At 58.7% G+C, this 22,395-nt stretch carries 22 protein-coding genes and 1 tRNA gene; 7 read left to right on the top strand and 16 right to left on the bottom strand.

All coding sequences use genetic code 11. The features are described from left to right. Positions 1-272: 272 nt before the first annotated feature. The 6 genes from MLC59_RS12405 to MLC59_RS12380 form a co-directional block, all read right to left on the bottom strand. Positions 273-349, bottom strand: a tRNA-Arg gene (locus MLC59_RS12405). 160 nt (positions 350-509) lie between these two features. Beyond that, positions 510-1,298, bottom strand: coding sequence for an SDR family oxidoreductase (locus tag MLC59_RS12400; RefSeq protein ID WP_248234607.1), 789 nt, complete (start codon positions 1,296-1,298; stop codon positions 510-512). Positions 1,299-1,343: 45 nt separating this feature from the next. After that, positions 1,344-3,071, bottom strand: a complete 1,728-nt coding sequence (locus MLC59_RS12395; RefSeq protein ID WP_248234606.1) for an AMP-binding protein — start codon at positions 3,069-3,071, stop codon at positions 1,344-1,346. A 50-nt stretch (positions 3,072-3,121) separates the two neighbouring features. Then, the gene (locus MLC59_RS12390; RefSeq protein WP_248234605.1) at positions 3,122-3,940 is read right to left on the bottom strand and encodes an enoyl-CoA hydratase-related protein; all 819 of its coding nucleotides are present in this window, start codon (positions 3,938-3,940) and stop codon (positions 3,122-3,124) included. Between the two features lie 16 nt (positions 3,941-3,956). Then, positions 3,957-4,694, bottom strand: coding sequence for a GntR family transcriptional regulator (locus MLC59_RS12385; protein WP_248234604.1), 738 nt, complete (start codon positions 4,692-4,694; stop codon positions 3,957-3,959). A 157-nt stretch (positions 4,695-4,851) separates the two neighbouring features. Continuing rightward, the gene (locus MLC59_RS12380) at positions 4,852-5,613 is read right to left on the bottom strand and encodes a VOC family protein (protein ID WP_248234603.1); all 762 of its coding nucleotides are present in this window, start codon (positions 5,611-5,613) and stop codon (positions 4,852-4,854) included. Between the two features lie 223 nt (positions 5,614-5,836). Here MLC59_RS12380 and MLC59_RS12375 point away from each other — a divergent pair, with 223 nt between their 5' ends. Further along, positions 5,837-6,985: a C4-dicarboxylate TRAP transporter substrate-binding protein gene (locus MLC59_RS12375; RefSeq protein ID WP_248234602.1), complete on the top strand. Its 1,149-nt coding sequence runs from the start codon at positions 5,837-5,839 to the stop codon at positions 6,983-6,985. Between the two features lie 103 nt (positions 6,986-7,088). Here the strand turns inward: MLC59_RS12375 and MLC59_RS12370 are convergent, their stop codons facing one another. From MLC59_RS12370 to MLC59_RS12355, 4 genes are all read right to left on the bottom strand, one after another. Further along, a complete protein-coding gene (locus tag MLC59_RS12370; RefSeq protein WP_248234601.1) occupies positions 7,089-8,258 on the bottom strand; it encodes an acyl-CoA dehydrogenase family protein in 1,170 nt (389 codons plus the stop codon). Further along, the gene (locus MLC59_RS12365) at positions 8,255-9,430 is read right to left on the bottom strand and encodes an acyl-CoA dehydrogenase family protein (RefSeq protein WP_248234600.1); all 1,176 of its coding nucleotides are present in this window, start codon (positions 9,428-9,430) and stop codon (positions 8,255-8,257) included. The genes MLC59_RS12370 and MLC59_RS12365 overlap by 4 nt, the downstream gene beginning before the upstream one ends. A gap of 77 nt (positions 9,431-9,507) precedes the next feature. Next, positions 9,508-10,326 (bottom strand): enoyl-CoA hydratase, encoded by an 819-nt coding sequence (locus tag MLC59_RS12360; RefSeq protein WP_248234599.1) that lies wholly within the window; start codon positions 10,324-10,326, stop codon positions 9,508-9,510. A gap of 48 nt (positions 10,327-10,374) precedes the next feature. Beyond that, on the bottom strand, positions 10,375-11,178 hold the full coding sequence (locus MLC59_RS12355) for an enoyl-CoA hydratase (RefSeq protein WP_248234598.1): 804 nt from the start codon (positions 11,176-11,178) through the stop codon (positions 10,375-10,377). A 216-nt stretch (positions 11,179-11,394) separates the two neighbouring features. Here MLC59_RS12355 and MLC59_RS12350 point away from each other — a divergent pair, with 216 nt between their 5' ends. Together MLC59_RS12350 and MLC59_RS12345 are read left to right on the top strand one after the other, a co-directional pair. Then, positions 11,395-12,090, top strand: a complete 696-nt coding sequence (locus MLC59_RS12350; protein WP_248234597.1) for a GntR family transcriptional regulator — start codon at positions 11,395-11,397, stop codon at positions 12,088-12,090. A gap of 73 nt (positions 12,091-12,163) precedes the next feature. After that, a complete protein-coding gene (locus tag MLC59_RS12345; protein WP_248234596.1) occupies positions 12,164-13,474 on the top strand; it encodes an amidohydrolase in 1,311 nt (436 codons plus the stop codon). A gap of 67 nt (positions 13,475-13,541) precedes the next feature. On the opposite strand, the gene MLC59_RS12340 is transcribed toward MLC59_RS12345, so the two are convergent. Further along, a complete protein-coding gene (locus MLC59_RS12340) occupies positions 13,542-14,507 on the bottom strand; it encodes a GlxA family transcriptional regulator (protein WP_248234595.1) in 966 nt (321 codons plus the stop codon). A gap of 105 nt (positions 14,508-14,612) precedes the next feature. Between MLC59_RS12340 and MLC59_RS12335 the strand changes: the two genes are divergently transcribed. Then, positions 14,613-15,155, top strand: coding sequence for a cysteine hydrolase family protein (locus MLC59_RS12335; protein WP_248234594.1), 543 nt, complete (start codon positions 14,613-14,615; stop codon positions 15,153-15,155). A gap of 49 nt (positions 15,156-15,204) precedes the next feature. Here MLC59_RS12335 and MLC59_RS12330 read toward each other — a convergent pair whose 3' ends face one another. The 4 genes from MLC59_RS12330 to MLC59_RS12315 form a co-directional block, all read right to left on the bottom strand. Then, complete coding sequence (locus MLC59_RS12330; protein WP_248234592.1) at positions 15,205-15,840, bottom strand: biliverdin-producing heme oxygenase; 636 nt, start codon at positions 15,838-15,840, stop codon at positions 15,205-15,207. A 68-nt stretch (positions 15,841-15,908) separates the two neighbouring features. Continuing rightward, positions 15,909-16,685 carry an outer membrane protein OmpK gene (locus tag MLC59_RS12325; protein WP_248234591.1) on the bottom strand — a complete coding sequence of 259 codons (777 nt, stop codon included), beginning with the start codon at positions 16,683-16,685 and terminating at the stop codon, positions 15,909-15,911. A 490-nt stretch (positions 16,686-17,175) separates the two neighbouring features. After that, positions 17,176-17,664: a hypothetical protein gene (locus MLC59_RS12320; RefSeq protein ID WP_248234590.1), complete on the bottom strand. Its 489-nt coding sequence runs from the start codon at positions 17,662-17,664 to the stop codon at positions 17,176-17,178. A gap of 33 nt (positions 17,665-17,697) precedes the next feature. After that, a complete protein-coding gene (locus tag MLC59_RS12315) occupies positions 17,698-18,474 on the bottom strand; it encodes a hypothetical protein (RefSeq protein ID WP_248234589.1) in 777 nt (258 codons plus the stop codon). A gap of 353 nt (positions 18,475-18,827) precedes the next feature. Between MLC59_RS12315 and MLC59_RS12310 the strand changes: the two genes are divergently transcribed. Beyond that, positions 18,828-19,037 carry a hypothetical protein gene (locus tag MLC59_RS12310; RefSeq protein ID WP_248234588.1) on the top strand — a complete coding sequence of 70 codons (210 nt, stop codon included), beginning with the start codon at positions 18,828-18,830 and terminating at the stop codon, positions 19,035-19,037. Between the two features lie 71 nt (positions 19,038-19,108). On the opposite strand, the gene MLC59_RS12305 is transcribed toward MLC59_RS12310, so the two are convergent. Beyond that, positions 19,109-20,377 carry an MFS transporter gene (locus MLC59_RS12305; protein ID WP_248234587.1) on the bottom strand — a complete coding sequence of 423 codons (1,269 nt, stop codon included), beginning with the start codon at positions 20,375-20,377 and terminating at the stop codon, positions 19,109-19,111. Positions 20,378-20,640: 263 nt separating this feature from the next. Here MLC59_RS12305 and MLC59_RS12300 point away from each other — a divergent pair, with 263 nt between their 5' ends. Further along, on the top strand, positions 20,641-21,318 hold the full coding sequence (locus MLC59_RS12300) for a nitroreductase (protein ID WP_248234586.1): 678 nt from the start codon (positions 20,641-20,643) through the stop codon (positions 21,316-21,318). A 2-nt stretch (positions 21,319-21,320) separates the two neighbouring features. Next, the gene (locus MLC59_RS12295) at positions 21,321-22,289 is read left to right on the top strand and encodes a sensor domain-containing diguanylate cyclase (protein ID WP_248234585.1); all 969 of its coding nucleotides are present in this window, start codon (positions 21,321-21,323) and stop codon (positions 22,287-22,289) included. The last annotated feature ends 106 nt before the right edge of the window (positions 22,290-22,395 follow it).

The following is a 22,395-nucleotide window of genomic DNA, read 5'->3' as shown; positions in this document are numbered from 1 at the left end:
GGTTCGTGCCTTGGATTGTTCCGGAGCGTTGCGGGCAATACCGGGGGTGTATTGCTTGCTAACCACTCGATATAGGGTTGTTTTACGTGAGTTGCTGGGGCAAGGCAAGACAGTGGAAGGCTGTGCCCAAACTTGCTTCGGCGAATGTAGTGCAAAGGTCAGGAATACGGTTGGATGCTAAATGGTGAAAAAGTGGTGGGCACTGTCTGGGCACCATTTGGGCACAGACATAAAAAAAGGACCTGCGTTTTCACGCAAGTCCTTGATAAATATGGCCCGCCCGATAGGATTCGAACCTATGACCTTTGCCTCCGGAGGGCAACGCTCTATCCAGCTGAGCTACGGGCGGATGAAACTGTTCGCTTGGTGCGTCAATTTCGAGTGCGCAATCTTACGTGGGCGGACGGAATCTGTCTAGCCCCCGAGAACATTAAGCAAGGGCCGAAAGTCCTGCAAAGATACCCCGCGCTGAAGGAATGGTTTCTACCACTCGCACACCCGACGGGACGCTAGTCCACATACGGCAACCTGGCATAGGCATGACCACCATCAACGGCAATGGTATCCCCTATCACATAGTCGCCTGCGCGGGACGCCAGGTAGATAGCCGCACCGGCCATATCCTCATCGTTACCGACACGCCCCAATGGTGTCATTTTGGCCACCTGGTCACCGTTGTCCCGGGCATCGCGGTTCATTTCTGACGGGAAGGGGCCCGGGGCGATACCGCTGACCACGATACGATCCTGCACCAGGCGTGCAGCGATGCGGCGGGTCAGGAAGATCAGGCCGGACTTGGAAGCGTGGTAGGAGTAGGTTTCCCACGGGTTCAGACGGATGCCGTCAATGGAGGCGATGTTGATGACCTTGGAGGGCTTCTGATCCGATGCGCCGGCCTTCAACATCCCATGCAGTGATTGGGTGAGGAAAAACGGCGATTTCAGGTTCAGGTCCATTACCTTGTCCCAGCCATGCTCGGGAAACTCGTCAAACGCGGCACTCCAGGCGGCGCCGGCGTTATTAACCAGGATATCCAGGTGGTCTTCCCGCTCCTGCAGCTTGCGGGTCAACTCCCGGCAGCCTTCCACGGTGGAGAGGTCCTGTGGCAGGGAGAAGCAGCGACCATTGCCCTCGGAAAGCTCCTCGGCGGCGGCATCACACTGCTCGGCCTTGCGGGACGAGATATAGACCTTGGCACCCTGGGCGACAAAGCCGGCGGCGATCATCTTGCCGATACCACGGGAACCGCCGGTGACCAGGGCGGTGCGGCCTTCAAGGGAAAACAGGTTTTCAAACATTGCATTGCTCCGGATTGTCATTGTGGGTGACCCGGGGTGGCCAGGTCAGGGACTCTCTGCGTTTATCTCTTCAAGGATCTGGTTCTTCAGCACAAACTTCTGCACTTTGTTGGTGGGCGTTACGGGCAACGAATCCACAAAGCGCACATAGGCTGGCAGCATGTACCTGGGCATCTGTTGCTCTGCCCAGGCACGCAGTGCCTCTTCGGTGAGAGCATCACCGCTGTCGGACAATTCGACGAAGACGGCGATATCGTCTTCACTGCCCACTCTTGCCGGAACAGGAACGGCAGCCACAGCCCTGACCGAGGGGTGGGCGCTGATCACGCTCTCCACCTCGAACGACGAGACGTTTTCTCCCCGGACGCGGAAGTAGCCACCCATCCGGTCCACAAACCGGTAGGTGCCGTCGGCGTCCTGGACACCGGCATCACCGGTATGGAACCAGAGGTTCCGCCACGCCTTCAGGGTGGCCTCGGGCTTGTTCAGGTATTGCTGCATCAGGGCACCGGGTGTTCGGGGACGAAACGCGATTTCCCCGACCGTGCCCCGGGGCAGCGGGTTGTCGTTCTCGTCCATGATCGCCGCTTCCAGGAACGGGTTGGCGTTACCGATAAAGCCCTTGGGGACGCCAGCAGCCCCGTCGACCACCACGCCACCCAGGTACTGGATACGCTCTCGCATCACTGCTTTCGGCAGGCTGCGGTACAGCTCCGGTGGCGTGCCGGGCTCGTCACCGAACTCGTCGATCAGGGCCATGAATCCGCTACCCGATTCTGTCTGGCCAAAGCCGCAACTGACAAAGTCGAACCCGAAACGACGGGCCACCTCGTGATGGCTGGCCGCCAACGGCTGCATATGCACCTTGGAGAGGGTGTTTTGACGGTCATCAGGCCGCTCCGGCGCCCCCATCAACCAGGGCACCATCACATCCATCAACAGGCAGGAGGTGGCGCGGCATTCGGCGATCCGGTTCCAGAAGTCGTTGGGGCTGAAGCGGTTCCAAAGTCCTACCGCATTACCCTTCCACAGCGCCCGGGTCAGCAGGGCGTATACACCACCGACATGGTACAGCGGCAGGTCGCAGTAGATGACCTCGTCATCGCCGTCCATGATCCGCAGGGGGAAGCAGTACTGATTGATCCAGCGATGGCCAAGCACCACACCCTTGGCCGGCCCGGTGGTGCCGGAGGTATAGATGATAGTGGCCGGATCGTAGGGGCCCAGGGTGACATCCGGCAAGGCGCCACCCGGCTGCTGGAAACCGGAGAGGGTATGACAGGTAACGCCGGGCAACTGCATGTCTTCAGGGCCGGTGGAGGCTGCGCCATAGTCCGCCGGGAACACGACCACCTGGTCAATCGTCAGTTCGCTGGCAATGTCCGCCAGCACATCGGAAAAGGCCGTATCGGTAATCATCACCGCCGGGCTGGTGTCGTTAATCTGGTAGCTAAGTAACTGACCGCGAAGGTTAAAGTTATGGGGCGCATAGAGCGCACCAACACGCCAGGCCGCAAACATGGCGATGGTCGCGCTCAGGGCGTTGCCGGTAAGCACACTGACACGGTCGCCCTTTTTAACACCCAGCGCGGCCAGGCCGGCTGCCAGTGCGTCACTGCGCTGGCGCACCTCGGCAAAGCTGAGCTGGAGGCCGGTTTCACCGAAGTGGATGAAGGTCTTGTCCGGCGTTTTGTCGGCCCACTCGTCTAGTTTGTACAGGGCGATATCGCCTTCGGATACCAGGTGTTCGTAGAGATCGGCTCGTTGCATCATATTATTGTTCTCCTGTTGCCGTTTACGCGCCAAGGTTTTCCCGTCGGGGGTCAGAGCCCGATAAACTCTGGGTCCCGACCTTCCCGGATGGCCGTGTTCGCCTCCCGGTGATCAGCGGTCAGCGTGCAGAGCACGTGGTTTTCCGCCTCCATGTCCAGGGTTTCCCCGATGCTGCCCTGCTCGGCCATGCTCACGTTCTGCTTGATACAGCCAAAAGAGGTGGTGGGGCCATCGGCCAGGCTCATGGCCAGATCGAAGGCCTCTTTATCTGCAGCACCGGAGGGCACCACCCGGGTTACCAACCCCATGTTCAGGCTTTCCGCCACACTCAGGTCCGGAGACAGCAGCAGCATTTCGCGGGCCCTGGCGCTGCCCAGCAGACGGGTCAGGAAATACACGCCGCCATAACCACCCGACAGGCCAAACCTTGCGTAGCCGGTGGACAGCCAGGTGGATTCGTCGGCAATACGAATGTCGGACGCCAGGGCCAGGGCGAGGCCCGGGCCGGTTACCCTGCCCTTCAAGGCCGTAACGACTGGCAGGGGAGTCTCATGGATCATGCGGGAAACCTCCATCAGGCGGCGCAGGTCTGCCGTCTTGCGGGAGAAGTCGAAGGCCCACCGGGTTTTGTCCGACAGGGCGTCGAACTCGCCGCCAATGCAGAAATGATCACCGGCGCCCTGAATGAGGATTGCCCTTACCCGGTCATCCCGGCGTGCTTCCGAGAAGGCCTGCAGCAAGGCTTCCGCCAGCTCCGCATTCAGGGCGTTGTTCCGGGCCGGGCGGTTCAGGGTCAGGACCAGAAGCCCCCGGTGGAGGGATGACATCAGCGGGCTGTCCACCGGTGGCTCCTCCTCGCTCGCTGTCATGGGGGCCGCGCAAGGATTACTGGTCGGGTGCATCGTAAATAATCCTTTCCGGGTGAACGTCCTGGCCGCGCAGTTTGCGGATAACCTTCATGCCTTCATCCCGGGAGGCGAAGATAATGTCACGCATCAGCCGCTCTGCCCGCTCATCCTGGCCGGTGGCGATGGCTTCGTGCAGTGAGCGACAGCTGGCGGCCATCTGTTCCCGACGTTCAGGGGTCAGGTAGTCGAGGGGCTGACTGCCCCACAACACGCCCCACAGGGAGTTCTTGAACAGGTCGCGCATGGTGCGGCGCAGGTGCTCGTTACCACAGTTGGCAGCAACGATACTGAGCAGGCGCCAGGACAGGGTGGCCACCGCAAGGGGCTCGGCCTCGCGATTTTCAACAAGCTTTTCCAGTTGCCTGGTGACCTCATCCAATTGGGTTATGGCCTCCCGGGGTGCCGTCCTGGCCATGTACCGCACCGCCAGTCCCGCCATTACTGCCTGCACATTGAAAACATCGGCAATGGAGTCGATGGTGGGCTTGATCACGTAGGCGCCCCGGCGGGGAAGGATCTCCACCAGGCCCCGACGCTCCAGTGCGTGGAACGCGTCACGGATGGGGCCGCGGCTGACGCCATAGAAAGACGCCAGCTCTTGCTCCCTCAATGGGTGACCATCGGCAAACTCGCCATCAACGATCCGGCGGGCAAGCTGGTCGGCAATCTGCCCGGGGACCGTCGTGGTCCGGCTGGTTTTCCAATCAAGTGCCACGCTTTCCATCCTTCCTCCGTAACCACCTGGCAACCAATGTGAATAACTACCGAGTATAGGGGCATGCAGCTTATGGTCAACAGTTAATTGTTAACAATTTACCAGGACAGTAGCCAGCAACAAACAGTTACTAGCTATGCCTATGAAGTCAGGGCAGTTATTTGAGGTAGAACCGGACGCCGCAAACCACCACGCAATCATCCATCACGGGCAGCTCCCTCTGACGGCAACGTTCCCGGATGGCTTCAGCGTCAGACACAGCCAGGTCGATGCCACCAAGGCCATCGCCCCGGCCGTCCTCGGCGGGCACAAACCGAAGGTGTGCATTGTCCAGCGCGATCCGCAGGCCGTCGGAACCCTCCTCCACCGGACGGTCCAGGATCTCGCCCCAACGCTTTGCCAGCGCCTGAGGGTCGTCGCTCTGCAGTTCGGCACCGGTTACCCCGGTTGCCAGGCCTGACGGCTTGCTGGACTGCCAGTTGGGGCCTGCCGGATGATAATCCCCGTCGAGGGGGCCGCCCTCACCGGTCTGGTTGATTTCCAGCAACGCGCCGCCGGTATCCCGTGGGTGCAACTGCAGCCCGCAGTAGTCATCCACTTCCAGTTTTGCGGCGATGCGGACGCCCACCTGCTCCATGCGGGACTCCCAATAGCCGAGATCATCCGTATCGTTGATTACCATGTAACCGCCATCACCCCCGCGGCGCTCCAGGTAGCGCCCTGCTGCCGTGCCCTCGGCGATCGGAGCCACCACCTCGATAAACGACGTACCAATTCGCAACAGGGCGTTGTGGAGCCCGAAGTGCTCCACCCCCGGATCCCGGTGGCACACCTCGATATCGAAGACGGCCTTCAGGTCTTCAACCACCGGTTCAAGTTTTTCCGCCACCAGGCACAACTGTCGCAGCCTCAGATACATCGCTCTCTCCTTTTGTTCGTGTTAGTGGCACAAGCATAACCTTGCCAGCCTGCCGCAGGCCAGCAACTTTATTTTTTATAAAATATAGTTTATACAGTATGTCGACTTGGCAACCCTATCAGTTCAAACCGGGTCCACGACTGACAACAACAAAATCGCCCTGCCGATTCCCCCGACGCCACTGGCGCTTTCTGGCAGGGCCAGGTACATGAAGGAGACCTCCATGCGCAGATCCACAATCTGTTCCGCTATTGCGGCAACCGCCATACTGGGCCTCAGCACCAACGCCAGTGCCGGACAACTCAATTACGCAGCCGGTGCACCCGCATCCGTGCCCCAGTACCAAAGTATTGAAAAGTATGCCCAGGCCGTCGAAGACAATAGCGGCGGAGAGTACAACCTGAAGGTCTTCGCCATGACGCTGCTGAACTTTGCCGAGATGTCCGACGGCGTCTGGGACGGCCTGGCCGATATTGGCTGGGTGATTCCCCCCTACCATCCGCAGGCTTACCCCCACTCCAACTTCATCGGTGAAAGCTCGCTGATGATGAAGCCCTTCACCGGTGAGCACGCCGGCAAGGAAGGCTGGGCCTTTGGTGGGGCGCTCACCGAGTACATGTTCAACGACTGCCCGGACTGTCTCGCCGAGTTCGATGCCCAGAACCAGGTACCCACAGCGTTCGTGGCGGGCACCTGGAGCGGGCTGATCTGTACTACCCCCATCAAATCGCTGGATGACCTCGACGGTGCCCGCATCCGCACCGGTTCCGCCAATCATGCCCGCTGGGCAGAAGCGGTAGGCGCCACGCCAATCCAGATGTCCGCCAACGAAATGCGAGAGGCGCTGGACACTGGCGTGGCGGACTGCGCTGTGCTGGACCTGTCCAACATCCCGGCCTACGGCGTTGAGGAATCCATTAGCGACATCACCACCGCCGTCCCGGGCGGCCTCTTCCCGTCCTCCCCGTTCCAGTTCAACCAGGACACCTGGAGCAGTTTCAGCACCGAGGAGCGGGAAGCCATGCTGAAGTCCGCAGCAACCGGAGCAGCGGCCATTCTGACCCAGTATCGGGAAGACATGCTGACGACCAGGGCGCTTATGAAAGACCTGGGCGCAAACTTCCACGAGGCTGACGGAGATGTCAGTGCCGCGTCAGAAGCCTTTGCAAAGGACGATCTGAAGGCCGCCGCCAGGAGCTACGCCGAGAAATACGACATCCAGAACGGTGAGCAAAAGCTTGAAGACTTCCGCGAGCTGCTGGATAAATGGCGCGAGCTGGTCAAGGACGTGGAAACCTCAGAAGCCCTGGCTGACCTGCTCTGGTCCGAGGTGCTGTCCGACGTGGACGCGGCAACCTATGGCGTGAAGTGATCGAATGAGCCGTCGCCGACGGCTCATTTGTTACCCCCCCTCGTCACTCCCTTCGCCATCCCGGAAGAAACAGCGAAGGGAGGTTTCGGTTTTCACCCGGCGGTCAGTACAGCGACGCCATAAGGTCGGTACCCGCCTTGCGCTCCGTGCGATAGCGCTCCAGATGATACCGGGAGTCGCCCCAGGCCAGGTCCAGTGCCGTCACCTTGCGGAAGTAATGGCTGATAGCGGCTTCATCGGTCACCCCGATACCACCATGCAGCTGCACCGCATCACTGACCACAAACCGGGCACAGCCCATAATCTTGGCGCGAATGCCGGAGACGAACGCACTGCGATCGCTCTCGGAACCCCGGAACAGCCCGGTTGCCAGCAGTTGCAGCATGGCCCGGGCGTACTCCAGCTCAATGGCCATGTTCGCCAGCCGGTGCTGTATGGCCTGGAAGGAGGCAATGGCCTGTCCGAACTGTTTGCGGGTCTGGGCATAGTCCACGGTCAGTTTCAATGCGGCATCCATGGCACCGACCGCTTCCGCACAGGTCATGGCCGCCCCCATGTTCATGCCCGCCCGCATCAGGGCCTCACCCTCACCGGGCTTGCCCACCAGGGCATCGCTGCCGACAGCCACCTGGCGGAAGTGGATGTCTGCCGCGCCCTGCCCGTCGATATTGCGATGGGTAACCAGTTCAACGCCATCGGCATCTTTCGGCACCAGGAACATGGCAGGCCCATCGACCGTAGCGGCAGACACCAGCAGCGAATCCGCATGGGGCGCCGCCAGCACCGTGGATTTCTCACCGTCCAGCTGCCACCCCCCGCCGGTTTGGCTGGCTTTTACGGCCTCAGGAGCCAGGTCAAACCGCCGGTTGGGCTCGGCCCAGGCCAGGGCCAGCAGCCGCTCGCCGGTCATCATCTCGTTGAACACAGAGGCAAAGCGATCACGCTCCCCGGTGGCCACCAGGACCGCTGCCGGCGCCAGCACACCGCTGACCAGCGGTTCGACCACCAACCCGTAACCGAACTGTTCCAGTACCAGAAACGGCTCGGTGCCACTCTGGGCGTAACCCTCCCAGTCTTCGGGAAAGCAGGCCGCAACCAGGCCAAGGTCCGCCACCTGCTTCCAGAAGGCTTTGTTGAACCCGCCCTCACGGACGGTGGCCCGGTAATGGTCAAAGGTGTATTCGTTGGCGATGAAGCGCTCAACGCTTGCCTGGAGCTGTGATTCATCGCTGGAGAGCGCCAGCCCTGTGGATTCATCATCATGGGTCGTCATAGGTGCAGCCCCCGCTTGGCAATGATGTTGTACTGGATTTCGTTTGCGCCACCATAGATGGAGACGGCACGGCGGATAAGGTACTGGGACATGGCCCCCGGAGACGCCCGGATGCCGTATTCTTCCTCGCCGTCCTCGTACACCGGCAGGGCATGGGGCCCAAGGGCCTCGATCCAAAGGCCGGCGATACGCTGCTGCAGTTCTGCGCCACGGGCTTTGATCATGGAGGCCGCGGCGTTGCTGTCGATACCGGTCACGCCATCAATGATGCGATACACCATCATTTCATGGGCCGCCATATCGACCTCGGCACGGGCCAACTCGGCGTCCAGTACCGGGTTGCTGGCCAGGGTGTCACCGTTTTCCCTGAGTTCCGCCAGCAATGACCGCAGCCGGTTCAGGTCACTCTTGGACTGGGGCAGGTAAGCACTGCCGGTCCGTTCGTTTTCCAGCAGGAACTTGGCATAGCGCCAGCCCTGGTTTTCCTCGCCCACCAGGTTTTCCACCGGAACCTTCACGTCTTCCAGGAAGATCTCATTCACATAGTGGGACATGTCCTGGGTAATGATGGGCCGCACGGTGACACCGGGACTTTTCATATCGATCAGCATCATGCTGATACCACCCTGGCTGGCGCCGTCGCGATTGGTGCGAACCAGGCAAAAGATCATGTCCGCCAAGTGGGCCTCACTGGTCCAGGTCTTCTGGCCATTGACCACATAATGGTCGCCTTCCAGGGTGGCGGTGGTTTTCAGTGACGCCAGGTCGGAGCCGGCATTGGGTTCCGAGAAGCCCTGGCACCAGAACTCGGAGCCGTCCAGGATGGCCGGCAGGTAGCGGGCCTTTTGCTGTTCAGTCCCAAACTCGCACAATACCGGCCCGATCAGGTGAAACCCGAAGGGGTTGCGGGGTGGCGCATCCGCATTGGCCATCTCGATCTCGAACACCATGCGCTTGAGCGGTGACCAGCCCGTGCCGCCATACTCTTTGGGCCAGTTGGGGGCTGACCATCCCTTCTTGTGGAGTATCTCCATCCACCGGCGCATGTCCTCCTTGGTGGCATGGAAGCCCCTACGGGCCCGCTCGCGCATATCGTCCGGCAGGTTTTCCGCCACAAACGTTCGGATTTCTTCCCTGAACTCCCGGAAGCCGGATAAAAAGCTGTCTTTCATGAAATCCTCGTCGCTGTCTGCTTTCTCGGAAGGCTCCCAGGAGCCTGCGCGATTTCTGCCGCGCAGACTCCTGGCCATCAACGCCCGGTAAACTTCGGGGCCCGCTTTTCCATGAAATGGGCGACACCTTCCTTGAAATCCTCGCTGGAGAAGGACTTCAGCATTTCCTCATCGGCGTATTCCCAGGACTCCGCCAGGTCCTGGAACAGGGAATCAAAGATCTGCCGCTTCATCACCCGCAGGGATCTTGGGGAGGACAGGGTCACCAGCTGCGTGGTCCACTCCTGCACTTTCTCGAGGAAGCCGTCTTCCGGCAGGGTCCACACCAGCCCCATCGCCTCGGCTTCTGCCGCTTCGACGTTCCGGCTGGAATACAGCAGGTCGACGGCATTCATGGGGCCGACAAGGCGGGGCAGCATCCAGGCAATGCCGTGTTCCGCCACCAGGCCACGACGGGCAAAGGCGGTGGTCAGCTTGGTGTGGTCGGCCATAAAACGTACATCACAGAACAGCGACATACAGAGCCCCATGCCAGCGCAGGGGCCGTTGATCGCGGCCACAATGGGCTTGGAGACCCGCAGCAGGTAGCTGAATTTCTGGCGGTAGTTTCGCTCGATGCCGTCGACCTGATTATCGTCCTTTTTCTCCACCGCCTCGTCGGCGTCGGAGTCTTCCATCACCGCGCTGAGCAGGCTCATATCGGCCCCGGCGCAAAAGCCCCGGCCTTCGCCGGTAATGATGATGGCCCGCACCTCGTCATCCGCATCGGCGGCTTCAATGGCCGAGCGGACTTCCTTCTCCATGGTCAGGGTCCAGGCGTTCAGTTTGTCCGGGCGATTGAGGGAAATGGTGGCCACATGGCCATCGCGGCGATACAGGATGTCTTCGTAGCTCATGGTTATAACCTTGTTTTTGGTGTCACGTGTCGGTTGATCGAAAACGTCTTATCGATTGCGGAAGACTGCCGGGCGTTTTTCAAGGAAGGCCCTGGCAGCCTCGATGTGATCCTCGGTGGCGCCACACCGAATGTGGCGGATGGATTCGTGGTCCAGCAGCTGGGCCAGCGTCGCGCCCTGCTCAGCATAATTCAGGTTAGCCTTGATGTGCCCCTGGGCAATGCCGGGGCCGGCGGCCAGCTTGCGGGCCAGCTTCCGGGTTTCCTCCTGCAGGTCATCGTCTGGCACCACCCGGTTTACCAGCCCCCACTCTTTCGCCTCATCCGCTTTCAGCACGGGGGAGAGCAGCGCAAACTCCCGGGCACGGTGACCCAGGCGGTGGGTAAGAAAGTAGGTGCTGCCCAGGTCGCCGGACAACGCCACGTTAATAAAGGCCGACGTTATCTTGAGGGTGTCGGAGGCCACCGCGATATCGCAGGCCAGGGCCAGCGAAAGGCCAGCCCCGGCCACCGCACCCCGGGTCATGGCGATGGTGGGTTTCGGCATTTCATGGAGCAGGCGGGCACTTTCCGCACCCAGTCTGAGTTGCTGGGCTGTCACTTCGATTGGCGGGGCATCAGCCTTCCTGTCCAACTGATTCGCCATGGATTCCACATCACCGCCGGCACAGAAACCACGCCCAGCGCCGGTGAGCACCACCACCCGGACCTGGTCATCCACTGATGCCTGCTCCAGGGCCGCCCGAAGGTCAGTAATCATGGTGTTGGTGAGCGCGTTGAGCTTGTCGGGGCGATTCAGCGTGATCCAGAGGACGCCCTCTTCCAGTTCCTGAACGAGCTCTTGTGCAGCCACGGATATCTCCTTTTGTCATTGGTATAGGGAAGGCGGGAATGTCAGACACGACGTAAACATTGACAGGCCGGCATTCACAAACTTAATTTTTTATAAAATATATAATATAGTGTGTCAAGGAAACCGCTTGGCAACGACGGGTGGGCTTGTACAATTGACGCTTCGCCTCAGCAGGGCAACGGAAACCACCGGAAGATTCAGGAGCTAGCCGCAAACATGTTCATTCATAATGAGGAAGGTGTCAGATCAGAGAGCCTGACGTTGCAGGCCTATCGATTCCTCCGCTATGCATTGATGAGCGGCCGGTTCCAGCCCGGTGAGAAGATCAAGCTCAAGGAAGTGTCGGAAGACCTGGGTATCAGCCAGACCCCGGTGCGGGAAGCCCTCGGCCGGCTGGTATCCGAACAGATCCTGTCACAGGTGGATCGCCGCTCGGTACAGGTTCCCACCCTGACCACCGAACGCTACACGGAAATCCGGGACCTGTGCTGGACGCTTGAGGGCCAGGCAGCCACCCGGGCAGCGGAACTGGCAACGGAAGAGGATATAACACAGTTCAAAGTGCTCTATGAGCAGTTCTGCCAGGCCTGCAAAGACCAGGACCAGGCCAAAGCGACAGTCGCCAACGCCAATATTCACCTTTTCCTTTGCGAACTGGCTGATATGCCGATGTTGTCCCGGATTGTGCGCAACCTTTGGCTGCAGTCCGGCCCGGTCCTGAATGCCTTTGCCTATTTCACCAATCCGACTGATGGCGCCTCACATCCTTTGCTGGATGTGATCAGGGGACTGGAAAGTCATGATCCCGAGATGACGAAGAAAGCTGTCCAGGCGGACATCGTAACCATTTCCGATAGCGTCCTGGCGAAGCTGGATGCCTCACACTCAGCAGAAAACTCGACTGCCAGATAGCAGGACAGTCACCCCAAAGGCCGGACCAACCTCATAACAAACACCGGCCGTCCATCAAAATAAGGAGAACAATATGCGTAAAACCCTGCTCGGGCTCGCCCTGGCCTGCACCACTGCCGCACCGGCCATGGTGATGGGCGCCTCACTCACCGACAAGGTGATGGAAGGCGCCAAATCCGTTCACCAGAAAGCCATTGAATGGCGCCACGACATCCATGAGCACCCAGAACTGGGCAACCAGGAGCACCGCACGGCCGAACTGATTGCCGACCATCTGCGTTCACTGGGCATGGAGGTGCAGACGGACGTGGGCACCACCGGTGTGGTTGCGGTACTGAAAGGCGGAAAACCAGGTCCTGTGGTTGGGTTGCGCGCCGACATGGATGCCCTGCCCGTCAAGGAGCAGACCGGACTGCCCTATGCCTCCGAAGTGAAGCAGGACTACCAGGGCAAGGAAAGCTGGGTGATGCACGCCTGTGGCCACGACGCCCACGTGGCGATCCTGATGGCGGTGGCAGAGAACCTGGCCAGCGTAAAGGATGAGCTACCCGGCACGGTCAAGTTTATTTTCCAGCCCGCCGAGGAAGGCCCCAGCGACTACGTCTATAAGGGAGAACAGCATTTCGGGGGCCGCCTGCTGGTCGACGAAGGCGTTCTGAAAAGTCCCGATGTGGATGCCATCTTCGGGTTGCACGTCACCTCGAAAGCCCCCACCGGCATCATCAGTTATCGCAGTGGCCCCACCATGGCCAGCAGCTCTGACCTGTACATTACCGTCAACGGCGAGCAGACGCACGGTGCCGCACCCTGGGATGGCGTCGATCCGGTGGTTGCCAGCGCCCAGATCATCAACGGCCTGCAAACTATTGTCAGCCGCAAGACCAACATCATGCCGGCACCGGCCGTGGTCACCATCGGCACCATTGAAGGCGGCTCGCGCCACAACATCATCCCCGACAAGGTGGAGATGAGCGGCACCATCCGCACCTTCAACGATGATGTCCAGAAGCAGGTCAACGAGCATGTCAAGCAGACCGCAGAGCACACAGCCCATGCCCATGGAGCCGAAGCCGAAGTCACCATCGTGGATAACTACGCCACGACGGTGAATGACCCGGAGCTGACCGCAAAGATGCTGCCGACCCTGCAAAAGGTCGCCCCTCAACGGGTATTCGAAGCGCCCCTGGTGACCGGGTCCGAGGACTTCTCCTACTATGCACGGGAAGTACCGGGACTGTTCTTCTTCCTTGGGGTGACGCCGATGGACAAGATGAAGGATGCAGCGCCCAACCACTCGCCGCACTTCCTGGTGGATGACCAAGCCCTGGTCACCGGCATCCAGGCCTTATCTGCACTGACAACCGACTACCTGACCAGCGAGTGATCCCGCCCTGGCTTCAGGGACGAAGCCCTATCTGACCGTAAACCTTACGCTGAATGTGACCGGCCGTTTAACCGGCACCCCCAAACCTCCGACGGTAATCACCCGGTTTGAGCCCCACGATACGGGAAAACACCTTGCGAAAGGCCCCGGCATCAGCATACCCAACTTCCCACGCGACACTTTCCACAGGCAACCCGCTGGTCTGCAACAATTCCTGTGCCTTGCTGATCCTCAGTCGCTGGCAATATTCCCCGGTCGTCATACCGGTCGCTTTCTGAAACCGCCGTAGCAGGGTACGTTGCTCCAACCCGGCTTGCCTGGCCATGCTCTCCAGCGAGGCTTCCCTGGCGCCCGTAGTCTGTAACCAGTGCTGAACCTTCAGTACCGCCCTGTCCTGGTGACGGAAGTTGGGGGTGAACACACTATAGTAACGCTGCTCCCGACCCGGTGGGTCAATCAGCAACATGCGCGCAGTGCGGAGCATGACGTCGGCGCCGAGAAAACGCTCGACCAGCCTGAGGCCCAGGTCCGTCCAGGACATCACCCCTCCGGCGGTGATGATATCGCCATCATCGATAAGCAACCGGTCCGTATCGACCCTGGCAGCCGGGAATCGCGAACGAAACCTGTCCCGGTAGACCCAGTGGGTGGTGGCGGTCCTGCCGTTCAGGAGTCCGGTTTCGCCAAGCACAAACGCCCCGGCACAGACCGAGCTGAGCACCACACCGCCCTGGTGCTGCTCACGAAGCCAGTCAGCATAGACCGCCGCCTGTTCTGCGGTTGGTGGCTGCTCCAGGCACGGCGGCAGGATCAGAACCGAGAGCGCACTGCCAGCACCCGGTGAGGTATCGAATACGCGCACCAGCTCACCCGACCCATGCGCCTGTTCCCAATGACTGATCCGCAGCCCCTCGCTGGCGCCTTCCTGCTTCGCCGACGTCGATGCCATGACCAGAAGGTCAGTCAGGCCCAGAACCGCAGCTTGTTGCGCGCCCGGATAGCGCAGGATTCCCAGTTCTGCAGGCTGCCCCATTATGTCGTTTTCACCCTGTAATCTGTCGAAATTGCCACTGACGATTGTGGACTGCTACGCGCACAATCACCAGAGATACAACAGACCGATGAATAGGAGCAGATGATGAGCAAACGAGCCGTCCTGGTAGTAGACCTGCAGTGCGAATACTTTGCTGGCGGTAAGCTGCCGCTGAACAATATTGATAAAGCAGCCACCAACGCAGCCGGTGTAATCGAGAAAGCCAGAAGCAACGGCGACCTGCTGGTGCACATTCACCACGAATCGCAAAGCCCGGACGCGCCGGTGTTCACTCCCGGAACCGAGGGCGTGAACATTCACGAATCGGTAAAACCCCGGGGAGAAGAGCCAGTCATTCTCAAGAACTACCCGAACTCCTTCCGGGAAACACCGCTCAGGGACATGCTGGACGCCAAGGGTATTGAGGAAGTGGTGGTCATCGGTGCGATGAGCCATATGTGCATCGAGGCCACCAGTCGGGCGGCAGCAGACTTTGGTTACCAGGTCACCGTGCTGGAAGATGCCTGCGCCACGATGGACCTGGAGTTCAATGGAACAACCGTGCCTGCCGCACAGGTTCACGCCACCGCCATGGCCGCGCTGGCATTCGCCTATGCGACGGTCCAGACCACCAGGGACTTTCAGTAAGGGCCATCCCGAGAGAACGACTGATACAGGGTGAGCTCAGCGGATCAGTTCACCTGCATGGCTGTTCAGGGCTCACCTGCAAAACACAGGTGAGCTCCCGGTCAAGGTGGGCGTGCAAGGCTGAAAACGTCCTGTCAGCCCCCTCGATAATGCTCTTGTAATCGTCCTGGTACCTGATTGCCATATCCGTGCTCAGCCAGCGACGGAAAGCCGCCCATGAACTGTCCCACTGATAAATATTAAAGAAACTCGCGCCTGTATCCCCGGTGATACCAAGCGTGTTCGCCAGGTGCCTCGAAATAAAGCGGCCGCCCTGGGTAGAGCCCTCAATCACATAGAGCACTCCCAACAGTTGCGCCTCACCACCGTCCAGCCGGGGCTCTATCGAAGGGTAGGTTAAATCGGGACACGCACAGCCCATAACCCGACAGTCATTGGCCAGCAGGGGCGCTCGCGGAAGGTACCGGTACTCCGGATTGGGGTGCTGCCGAAGAAGGGCCGCTGTGGCGGGAACCAACTCCGGCTCCAGGGACCGGTAGAACGCCCACATGGATTGCAGCAACTGGCAGTATTCTTCCTCCGTTAGACTGGCGGAAAGCAGCCGCGTCAGCATCGGCTGAGCCTCAAGCGCCGTATGCGCCGGCCTGGTTTGCTCGCGCAATTGTTGCAACAGTGACTGGGTCAAAGTAACTCCTGGCTTATCCACTGGCCCGGGAGTCCGGCAGGATGATTTTACCGAACTCCCGGGAGCGATCAGAAATGAAACTTCAACAGTGCGCTTACAGAGCTCTGTGTGTCGATCAGGGTATCATCCAGACCGAACTTGTTGTGCCAGTACTGGTACTCAACGCCAGCGTAGAGCTTGCCGGGATTGCCCATGAAATTGCCCACATCCAGCTTGATCTGCGGGGTAAACTGGAGTTCCGACTTATGGTCGCTGGCTGAGGTGGACCAGTCGATATAGCCGTCTACCAGGAACAGCGCCGAACCAACGCTGAAAGGCACAGCCCAGGTTACGGTGGTCTGCCAGTCATCGGCAGTCTCACTATTGTCCACGTAGTAGAACGCGGTATTGAAGAAGTTGAAGCCAGGAACGTCCCAGGCCAGGCCGAAGCCCGCCATGTAATTGTTCATCTCGGTGCTGCCGCCAAACTCGTACTGGCCGGCCAGCATCACATCCTTGATTGGGCCAAAGGACAGGTCCTGACCGGTCAGCCAGCTGCCGTTTATTGTGGGCGCAAACTCGCCATAGATCTCATCTGTACCCTCCAGGTCGCCCTGGGGCTGGTCCCGGTCAATAAAGAAGAAGGTGCCGCCCCAGTCATGGGCCGTAACGTTCTCGAAGGTGAAATAAGTGGCCTCGTACTCCATGCCACCATCACCGCCTGCGTCAAATTCCACACCTTGATACTGGTCGCTGTGAAGGATGGAGATGCTTGAATCGCCAAAAAACTTCTCGGCGTGGGCCGCGGGTGCAAAGGAAACTACTGCAACACAGCCGGCAATCATGGTCTTACGACATGAGTTCATGGTTGAACCTCTCTGGTTATTTTTTGGACTATCGTTGGTAAACGGATGCCCTTTGATCGTTATGGCCGCGCCGACATGGCCCGCCAGGGAAAGCGGCGTAACAAGTCGGGCAAACACCGGATTTGATGACACAGGACCAGCATCAGAATGTTGACCACACAGGGCAGCATTGCTAGCAGCTCCCGGCGCCAGGTAGCGAACACTACCAGCGTCCTGGTAATCCAGCCAAGCCCGACGATCATGGAATCGGCCCACATGGACTTACAGACCCGTCACAGAAAGGCGGCGATCGAGAACCGTCACCTGGTATTGGGCAGCAGCAGAGGGAAACAACGGAGAGGGAATGAAGGCAGCCAGGAAGGTCCCTTAGCCTTCGTCAGGTGCCGTACCGGCCAATATCACCGTACTTACTGATACAGGCCCTGCACGGGAAAGGGAATATCGTGCAATGGGAATCACCCATTGCACGATGAGTGAAGCTGCCCGGGTATCAGAACAGGCTTTTAATCGGGCGCTCGAAATCTGAAGCTTGCCGGCTCATCTGGTGACCCGAGGTAATCAACAGTGTTGAACCATCAACCGAAAACTCTGATTCTGCATTGTCAAAGTCCTGCTGCGGCTCAATCACAACCTGTGTCAGCTCAGCAATGACTTCTTTGTAGTCTTCATCACTGTTACAGATATTTGCCATCGCTTCGAGTGCGGCGCTGTTCCGATCGCCAACATGCCCGTACACCCATTGAGATTTATATTTGTTGCTTTCAAGCTTACCCTGATTCTCTGTGATCATCTCACCATAGGCATCCCACTTTACCTCAAGCTCGAGAGCTTCGTTGCCACAGGCGCTGGCTGTGCTGGCAACTTGCTCAGAAAGGGTGCTCTCGACTTGCTTCATTGCTTTTTTCTCTACCACTGTAGCAGCGGTAGCGGTATGTGAAGCCAGGGCGGCCAGTGCTACGATTGCAATTTCCTTTTTCACGATCAACTTTCCTCCTTTATTAAATTAAATCGATCAAAAACGTTCAAACAAGGAACGGTAGGATGACTCTTTTATGTTTTCCATTGAACTTGCGAGTGAAACCTCAATAGTGGCTTCATCCAGACTGACCTTGTGCGAACCAAAGTCATCACTAAGCGTGAATGAAATACTCTGCAAGTCTTGAACAGCACCACGATAGTCAGCATCAATATTGCAGATCTCAACCAGGGCGTTCAGATAGTGGGATGCAAGCCCGGGAACTGCCTTTTCCTCATCACCACTGAAGTCAGACCAGACAATCTCTGGCTCGAGGGTCGTTGAGCAACCGGACTGAAACGATTCAATTGCCGCCTCAACCGACTTTTTCGCAGCAACTTTACTAACGGGAAGGGCCTGTCGCTGTTCATACCGTTCCAGCATCCGCTGCTCCATGGCAACATCAGCTGAAGAGGTAAGAACCATAGGCACCGGATCACTGCCATTCAAATAGACTTCAATATAAGGAACAATCGTACCCTGTATCAGCGTTTGCCGGCCATTATTACGCACTGTGGTAAACGGAGCGTTAACCATCTGGTAATAATACCCATCCCGGGAGTCACTCGTATTATTTCGCTTTTCATACAGCATGGCCTGGCCATCATATTCATGACCGAAGCCATCAAATCCTATTATAAAGCTTCCCTCACCTTCTGAAGGAACAATCACTAAACGTGCATCGACCTCCGGACTGATACTCTGGTAGACCTTTGAATGCGCCACGTGGGAGAACAGAGCAAAGGTCATCACTAAAATAACATTTTTCAACATAAACTCTCCTTGTTTACTTTCCTTGGGATTTAACAAACCGCGATATCGTTATACACCTTCGATAAATCAGCGAAGCGGGGGGGGGGGGCGTTCCGAGCCCTGGTACCGGGCCGAAGGCCTGCTGAGCGGAAGCAATGCGCCACTACGAATTAACCGGACAGCGGTTGAGATTGCCTTGGCGCGCCATGTGGCGCCATGCGAGGCCAGGCTGCCGACCCTGAGCCATAACGACAGGCACAACGGGGCCGTCCGGAGTTGATATCCGGAGTATATGTGTTATCGCTTCGGGGAAAGGCCGGCCTGGAACATGAATTGACCAGACTCACTGCGGGACTGTTACTCATTCTACGTCCTTGTATCAGATTACTGCCAAAGCCCAGCTCGACGAGTACTCCAATCGCTGGCTCGACAGCACCATGTTGCTATCTGGCGCATCGCTGACTGACGTCAACTTTCCCTATGCGCATCCTGATGACGTGGTTTATATCCATAAAATTCCGTGGATGCAAGCTCTTTTTGTCTGCGAAAGCGATGCACGCCAGGCGCGCCCCACCAGAAAATGAATACCCGAGAGGCCGGCGAACCAGGCCCTGATGCAGGGTAAAGGGGGCCACCCATTATCTGGCCCTTATATTCACGTTGCCAGTGAGACGGCACCCCGCTGTGACCAGGGGTACTCCTTCACCGGCAAGTGGACAACGGCGGATAACGCCCCTACGCCGACGCCAACCCACCAAACCAGGGTGTAGTTGTTGTAGATATCGTAAAGCGCCCCGCCCAGCCACACGCCGAGAAAACCCCCGAGCTGGTGGGAGAAGAATACCAGGCCATAGAGGGTACCCATGTACTTGAGACCGTAGATATGGGCCACCAGGCCGGAGGTCAGCGGGACCGTAGCCAACCACAGTGAGCCCATTGCCACCGAGAACAGCACCACACTCTCTGGCGTAATGGGAGCCATGATGAATGCACCAGCCACAAGGGTACGTAGCAGGTAGATGATGGCCAGCAGGTATTTCCGGGAATAATGGTTACCCAGCCAGCCCGCCAGCAGGGTACCCCCGATATTGAACAGCCCGATCAGTGCAATGGAGATGGCCCCCAACCCGGCGGCAGAGGTGACACCCAGCGTGTACAGCAAGCTTCCCGGATCAACCGGGCCACACATTTCGGTGATAAAGGCGGGAAAATGCGCGGTGATAAATGCCAGTTGGTAACCGCAGGAGAAAAAGCCGATAAAGATCAGGATAAACGATGGGTCTTTTACCGCACGACGGATAACGCGGCCCATTGGCTCTTCGGTGGCAGCCGGCTTCTGCAGCTTAGGTGCCCGCATCATCAAAAGTGCCAGCATGGACACCATGATAAACCCGGCGAATACGACAAAGACGGACTGCCAGGGCATCTGGCTCAGCAGCGACTGGGCGACCGGCGGCCCGACAATCTGGCCTGCGGAGCCCGCGGCCGTGGCTATACCCAGGGCCATGGACCGGTGTTTGTCCGGCGCCGCCCGGCCAACCACGGCCAGAATCACCCCAAAGCCGGTGCCCGCAATACCGAAGCCCACCAGCAGTTCCAGTAACTGGTGCTGGCCGGGAGTGATCGCATAGGCCGAGAGCACCAGGCCAATGACATAGAATGCCCCACCGCCCAATATGGCCTTGCGGTCACCGTAACGTTCCGCAAAGGCACCGAAAATAGGCTGCCCGATCCCCCACGCCAGGTTCTGTATCGCAATGGCCAGGGAAAACGACTCCCTTGGCCAGGCAAACTCAGCTGCAATCGGTAACTGAAACAGTCCGAAGGAGGCGCGAACGGCGAAGCTCACGAGGATGATGATACACCCGGCAATCAAAACGGGACTGATCAGCCGGTCATAGGTACCGGAGGGGGCGTTAGCCACGGCAGGGTCTCACTTTATTCACTGACAGGGAGCAGGGGCAAAGCGGAGATAGTTCACGATTGTGCCGCGGCATGCAAGTGCAACAGCACGGTTACCTCCATTCAATGAAACGTTCGGTTAAACGCCTCACCATCGGCGTTTGATCACCTATACTTTACTCGCTTCCGGTTCCGGGTCATTCTTGGGCGATAATTTCAGGCCGGGTTATCGGGGATAAACCCAGCCAACCTGTGAACATATCCAATTCAACAAAAAGGTTATCAATGAAACTCGACCAGGCAATCCGGGAGCGACGTTCCATTCGTGGTTTTCAGGACAAACCCGTACCCAAGGAGCTCCTTGAGGAAATCATCGAACTGGCCAACCGCGCCCCTTCCTCCATGAACACCCAGCCGTGGCACCTCCACGTACTGACCGGCGAACCCCTGGAGCGGGTCCGTCAGGGCAATACGGAGAGAATGCTGGCCGGCATACCTCCAAGCCGCGAGATCCACGACCACGGTGCCTACGAGGGTGTTCACCGTGAAAGGCAGGTTGAAATCGCCGTCCAGCTGTTTGAAGCCATGGGCATTGAACGCCATGACAAGGAGCGCCGGCAGGACTGGGTAATGAGAGGTTTCCGCCAGTTCGATGCGCCGGTATCCATCGTCGTCTGTTTCGACCGGGACCTGCTGGATAACACCATTGCCCACTTTGACACCGGCGCCATGACCTACGGCCTGGTGCTTTCGGCCTGGAGCCGGGGCCTCGGGGCAGTGATCAATGGCCAGGGCATTATGCAGAGCCCGGTGGTACGGGAAGTGGCGAACATTCCGGATGACCAGGTCATACTCACCTGCGTGGCACTGGGCTGGCCTGACGACGAGTTTGTCGCCAATTCGGTGGTGTCCCGGCGACGCCCCCTTCCCAACACAGCCCGCTTCCTGGGCTTTGACGCCTGACCATGACCGTTGACAAGGGAAACGCCTCAACCCTGCCAGGCATCTCGGAGAGTGACTCCCTGGTCTTGCTGCGGACAACCGCCGAGTTGTCCTTCAACTCGGTGGTCATTACCGACCCGCAGCACCGGATTCTCTACGCGAACCCGGCATTCTGTAACATGACGGGCTACTCGCTGGACGAGCTTGTAGGCAGCAATCCGCGGATACTGCAGGGCCCCCTGACAGATCCGCTGGTCGTAGAACGGCTGAGGCGGGAGCTGAAAGCCAGTGGCTGCTTCTCCGGTTCTACCATCAATTACCGCAAGAATGGCCGCCCGTACCTGGTGGAATGGAATATTTCACCCGTCAACGACAACAATGGCGAACGTCGCTACTACGTCTCCATCCAGAAAGACATCACCCAGCTGCACGCCGAGCAGTCCACCGGCAATCTGTTCGCCAAGGCCATAGATGCCGCCTACGATGGTATTTTCATCACCAATGCGGAAGGGGTTATCGAGTTCGCCAACCAGGGCTTCGAGATCATTACCGGTTACTCCCCCATCGAAGTGGTTGGTCGCAAGCCGTCAGTACTGAAATCCGGCAAGCACGATGACACCTTCTATCAGGGGCTCTGGCGCCACCTCAATGAGGGCATCCCGTTCCGGGCGATGGTCACCAACCGTCACAAGAACGGCCAGGAGATCCACTGCCAGCAGACCATCACGCCGGTCAAGAACGCGGATGGTGAGATCACACACTTTATCAGCATCATCAAGGACCTGACGGACCGGGTCTTTGCCGAACTGAAATTACGCGAGCAAGCGTCCCATGACGCCCTCACCGGCCTGCTCAACCGCCGGGCCGGGGAAATCGAGCTGGACGTGGCGCTCATCCAGGCTGAAGAGAAAAGTTCACCATTCTGCCTGCTGATGACGGACATCGATAACTTCAAGGCGGTTACTAAGGAGTTCAAAAGTAAGCGAACATGATGTATAATAAAAACATTGCTCGCGGACTATATCGGATATCAGCTCTTATGCGCCATGACGACGGTCGTAAACTGGACCATAAAACTCTGGAAGCACTTCGGGTTCG

It is taken from the genome of Marinobacter bryozoorum, from assembly GCF_023156245.1.
Taxonomy (GTDB): Bacteria; Pseudomonadota; Gammaproteobacteria; order Pseudomonadales; family Oleiphilaceae; genus Marinobacter; species Marinobacter bryozoorum.
Note: the sequence above shows the minus strand (reverse complement) of the source record. Positions and strands in the feature narration are given on the sequence as shown.

Bases quoted from the DNA above. Each gene is read 5' to 3' on its own strand.
- MLC59_RS12400 (WP_248234607.1), bottom strand. From the start codon at position 1,298: ATGTTTGAAAACCTGTTTTCCCTTGAAGGCCGCACCGCCCTGGTCACC.
- MLC59_RS12395 (WP_248234606.1), bottom strand. From the start codon at position 3,071: ATGATGCAACGAGCCGATCTCTACGAACACCTGGTATCCGAAGGCGAT.
- MLC59_RS12390 (WP_248234605.1), bottom strand. From the start codon at position 3,940: ATGACAGCGAGCGAGGAGGAGCCACCGGTGGACAGCCCGCTGATGTCA.
- MLC59_RS12380 (WP_248234603.1), bottom strand. From the start codon at position 5,613: ATGTATCTGAGGCTGCGACAGTTGTGCCTGGTGGCGGAAAAACTTGAA.
- MLC59_RS12375 (WP_248234602.1), top strand. From the start codon at position 5,837: ATGCGCAGATCCACAATCTGTTCCGCTATTGCGGCAACCGCCATACTG.
- MLC59_RS12370 (WP_248234601.1), bottom strand. From the start codon at position 8,258: ATGACGACCCATGATGATGAATCCACAGGGCTGGCGCTCTCCAGCGAT.
- MLC59_RS12365 (WP_248234600.1), bottom strand. From the start codon at position 9,430: ATGAAAGACAGCTTTTTATCCGGCTTCCGGGAGTTCAGGGAAGAAATC.
- MLC59_RS12360 (WP_248234599.1), bottom strand. From the start codon at position 10,326: ATGAGCTACGAAGACATCCTGTATCGCCGCGATGGCCATGTGGCCACC.
- MLC59_RS12350 (WP_248234597.1), top strand. From the start codon at position 11,395: ATGTTCATTCATAATGAGGAAGGTGTCAGATCAGAGAGCCTGACGTTG.
- MLC59_RS12345 (WP_248234596.1), top strand. From the start codon at position 12,164: ATGCGTAAAACCCTGCTCGGGCTCGCCCTGGCCTGCACCACTGCCGCA.
- MLC59_RS12340 (WP_248234595.1), bottom strand. From the start codon at position 14,507: ATGGGGCAGCCTGCAGAACTGGGAATCCTGCGCTATCCGGGCGCGCAA.
- MLC59_RS12335 (WP_248234594.1), top strand. From the start codon at position 14,613: ATGAGCAAACGAGCCGTCCTGGTAGTAGACCTGCAGTGCGAATACTTT.
- MLC59_RS12325 (WP_248234591.1), bottom strand. From the start codon at position 16,685: ATGAACTCATGTCGTAAGACCATGATTGCCGGCTGTGTTGCAGTAGTT.
- MLC59_RS12315 (WP_248234589.1), bottom strand. From the start codon at position 18,474: ATGTTGAAAAATGTTATTTTAGTGATGACCTTTGCTCTGTTCTCCCAC.
- MLC59_RS12300 (WP_248234586.1), top strand. From the start codon at position 20,641: ATGAAACTCGACCAGGCAATCCGGGAGCGACGTTCCATTCGTGGTTTT.
- MLC59_RS12295 (WP_248234585.1), top strand. From the start codon at position 21,321: ATGACCGTTGACAAGGGAAACGCCTCAACCCTGCCAGGCATCTCGGAG.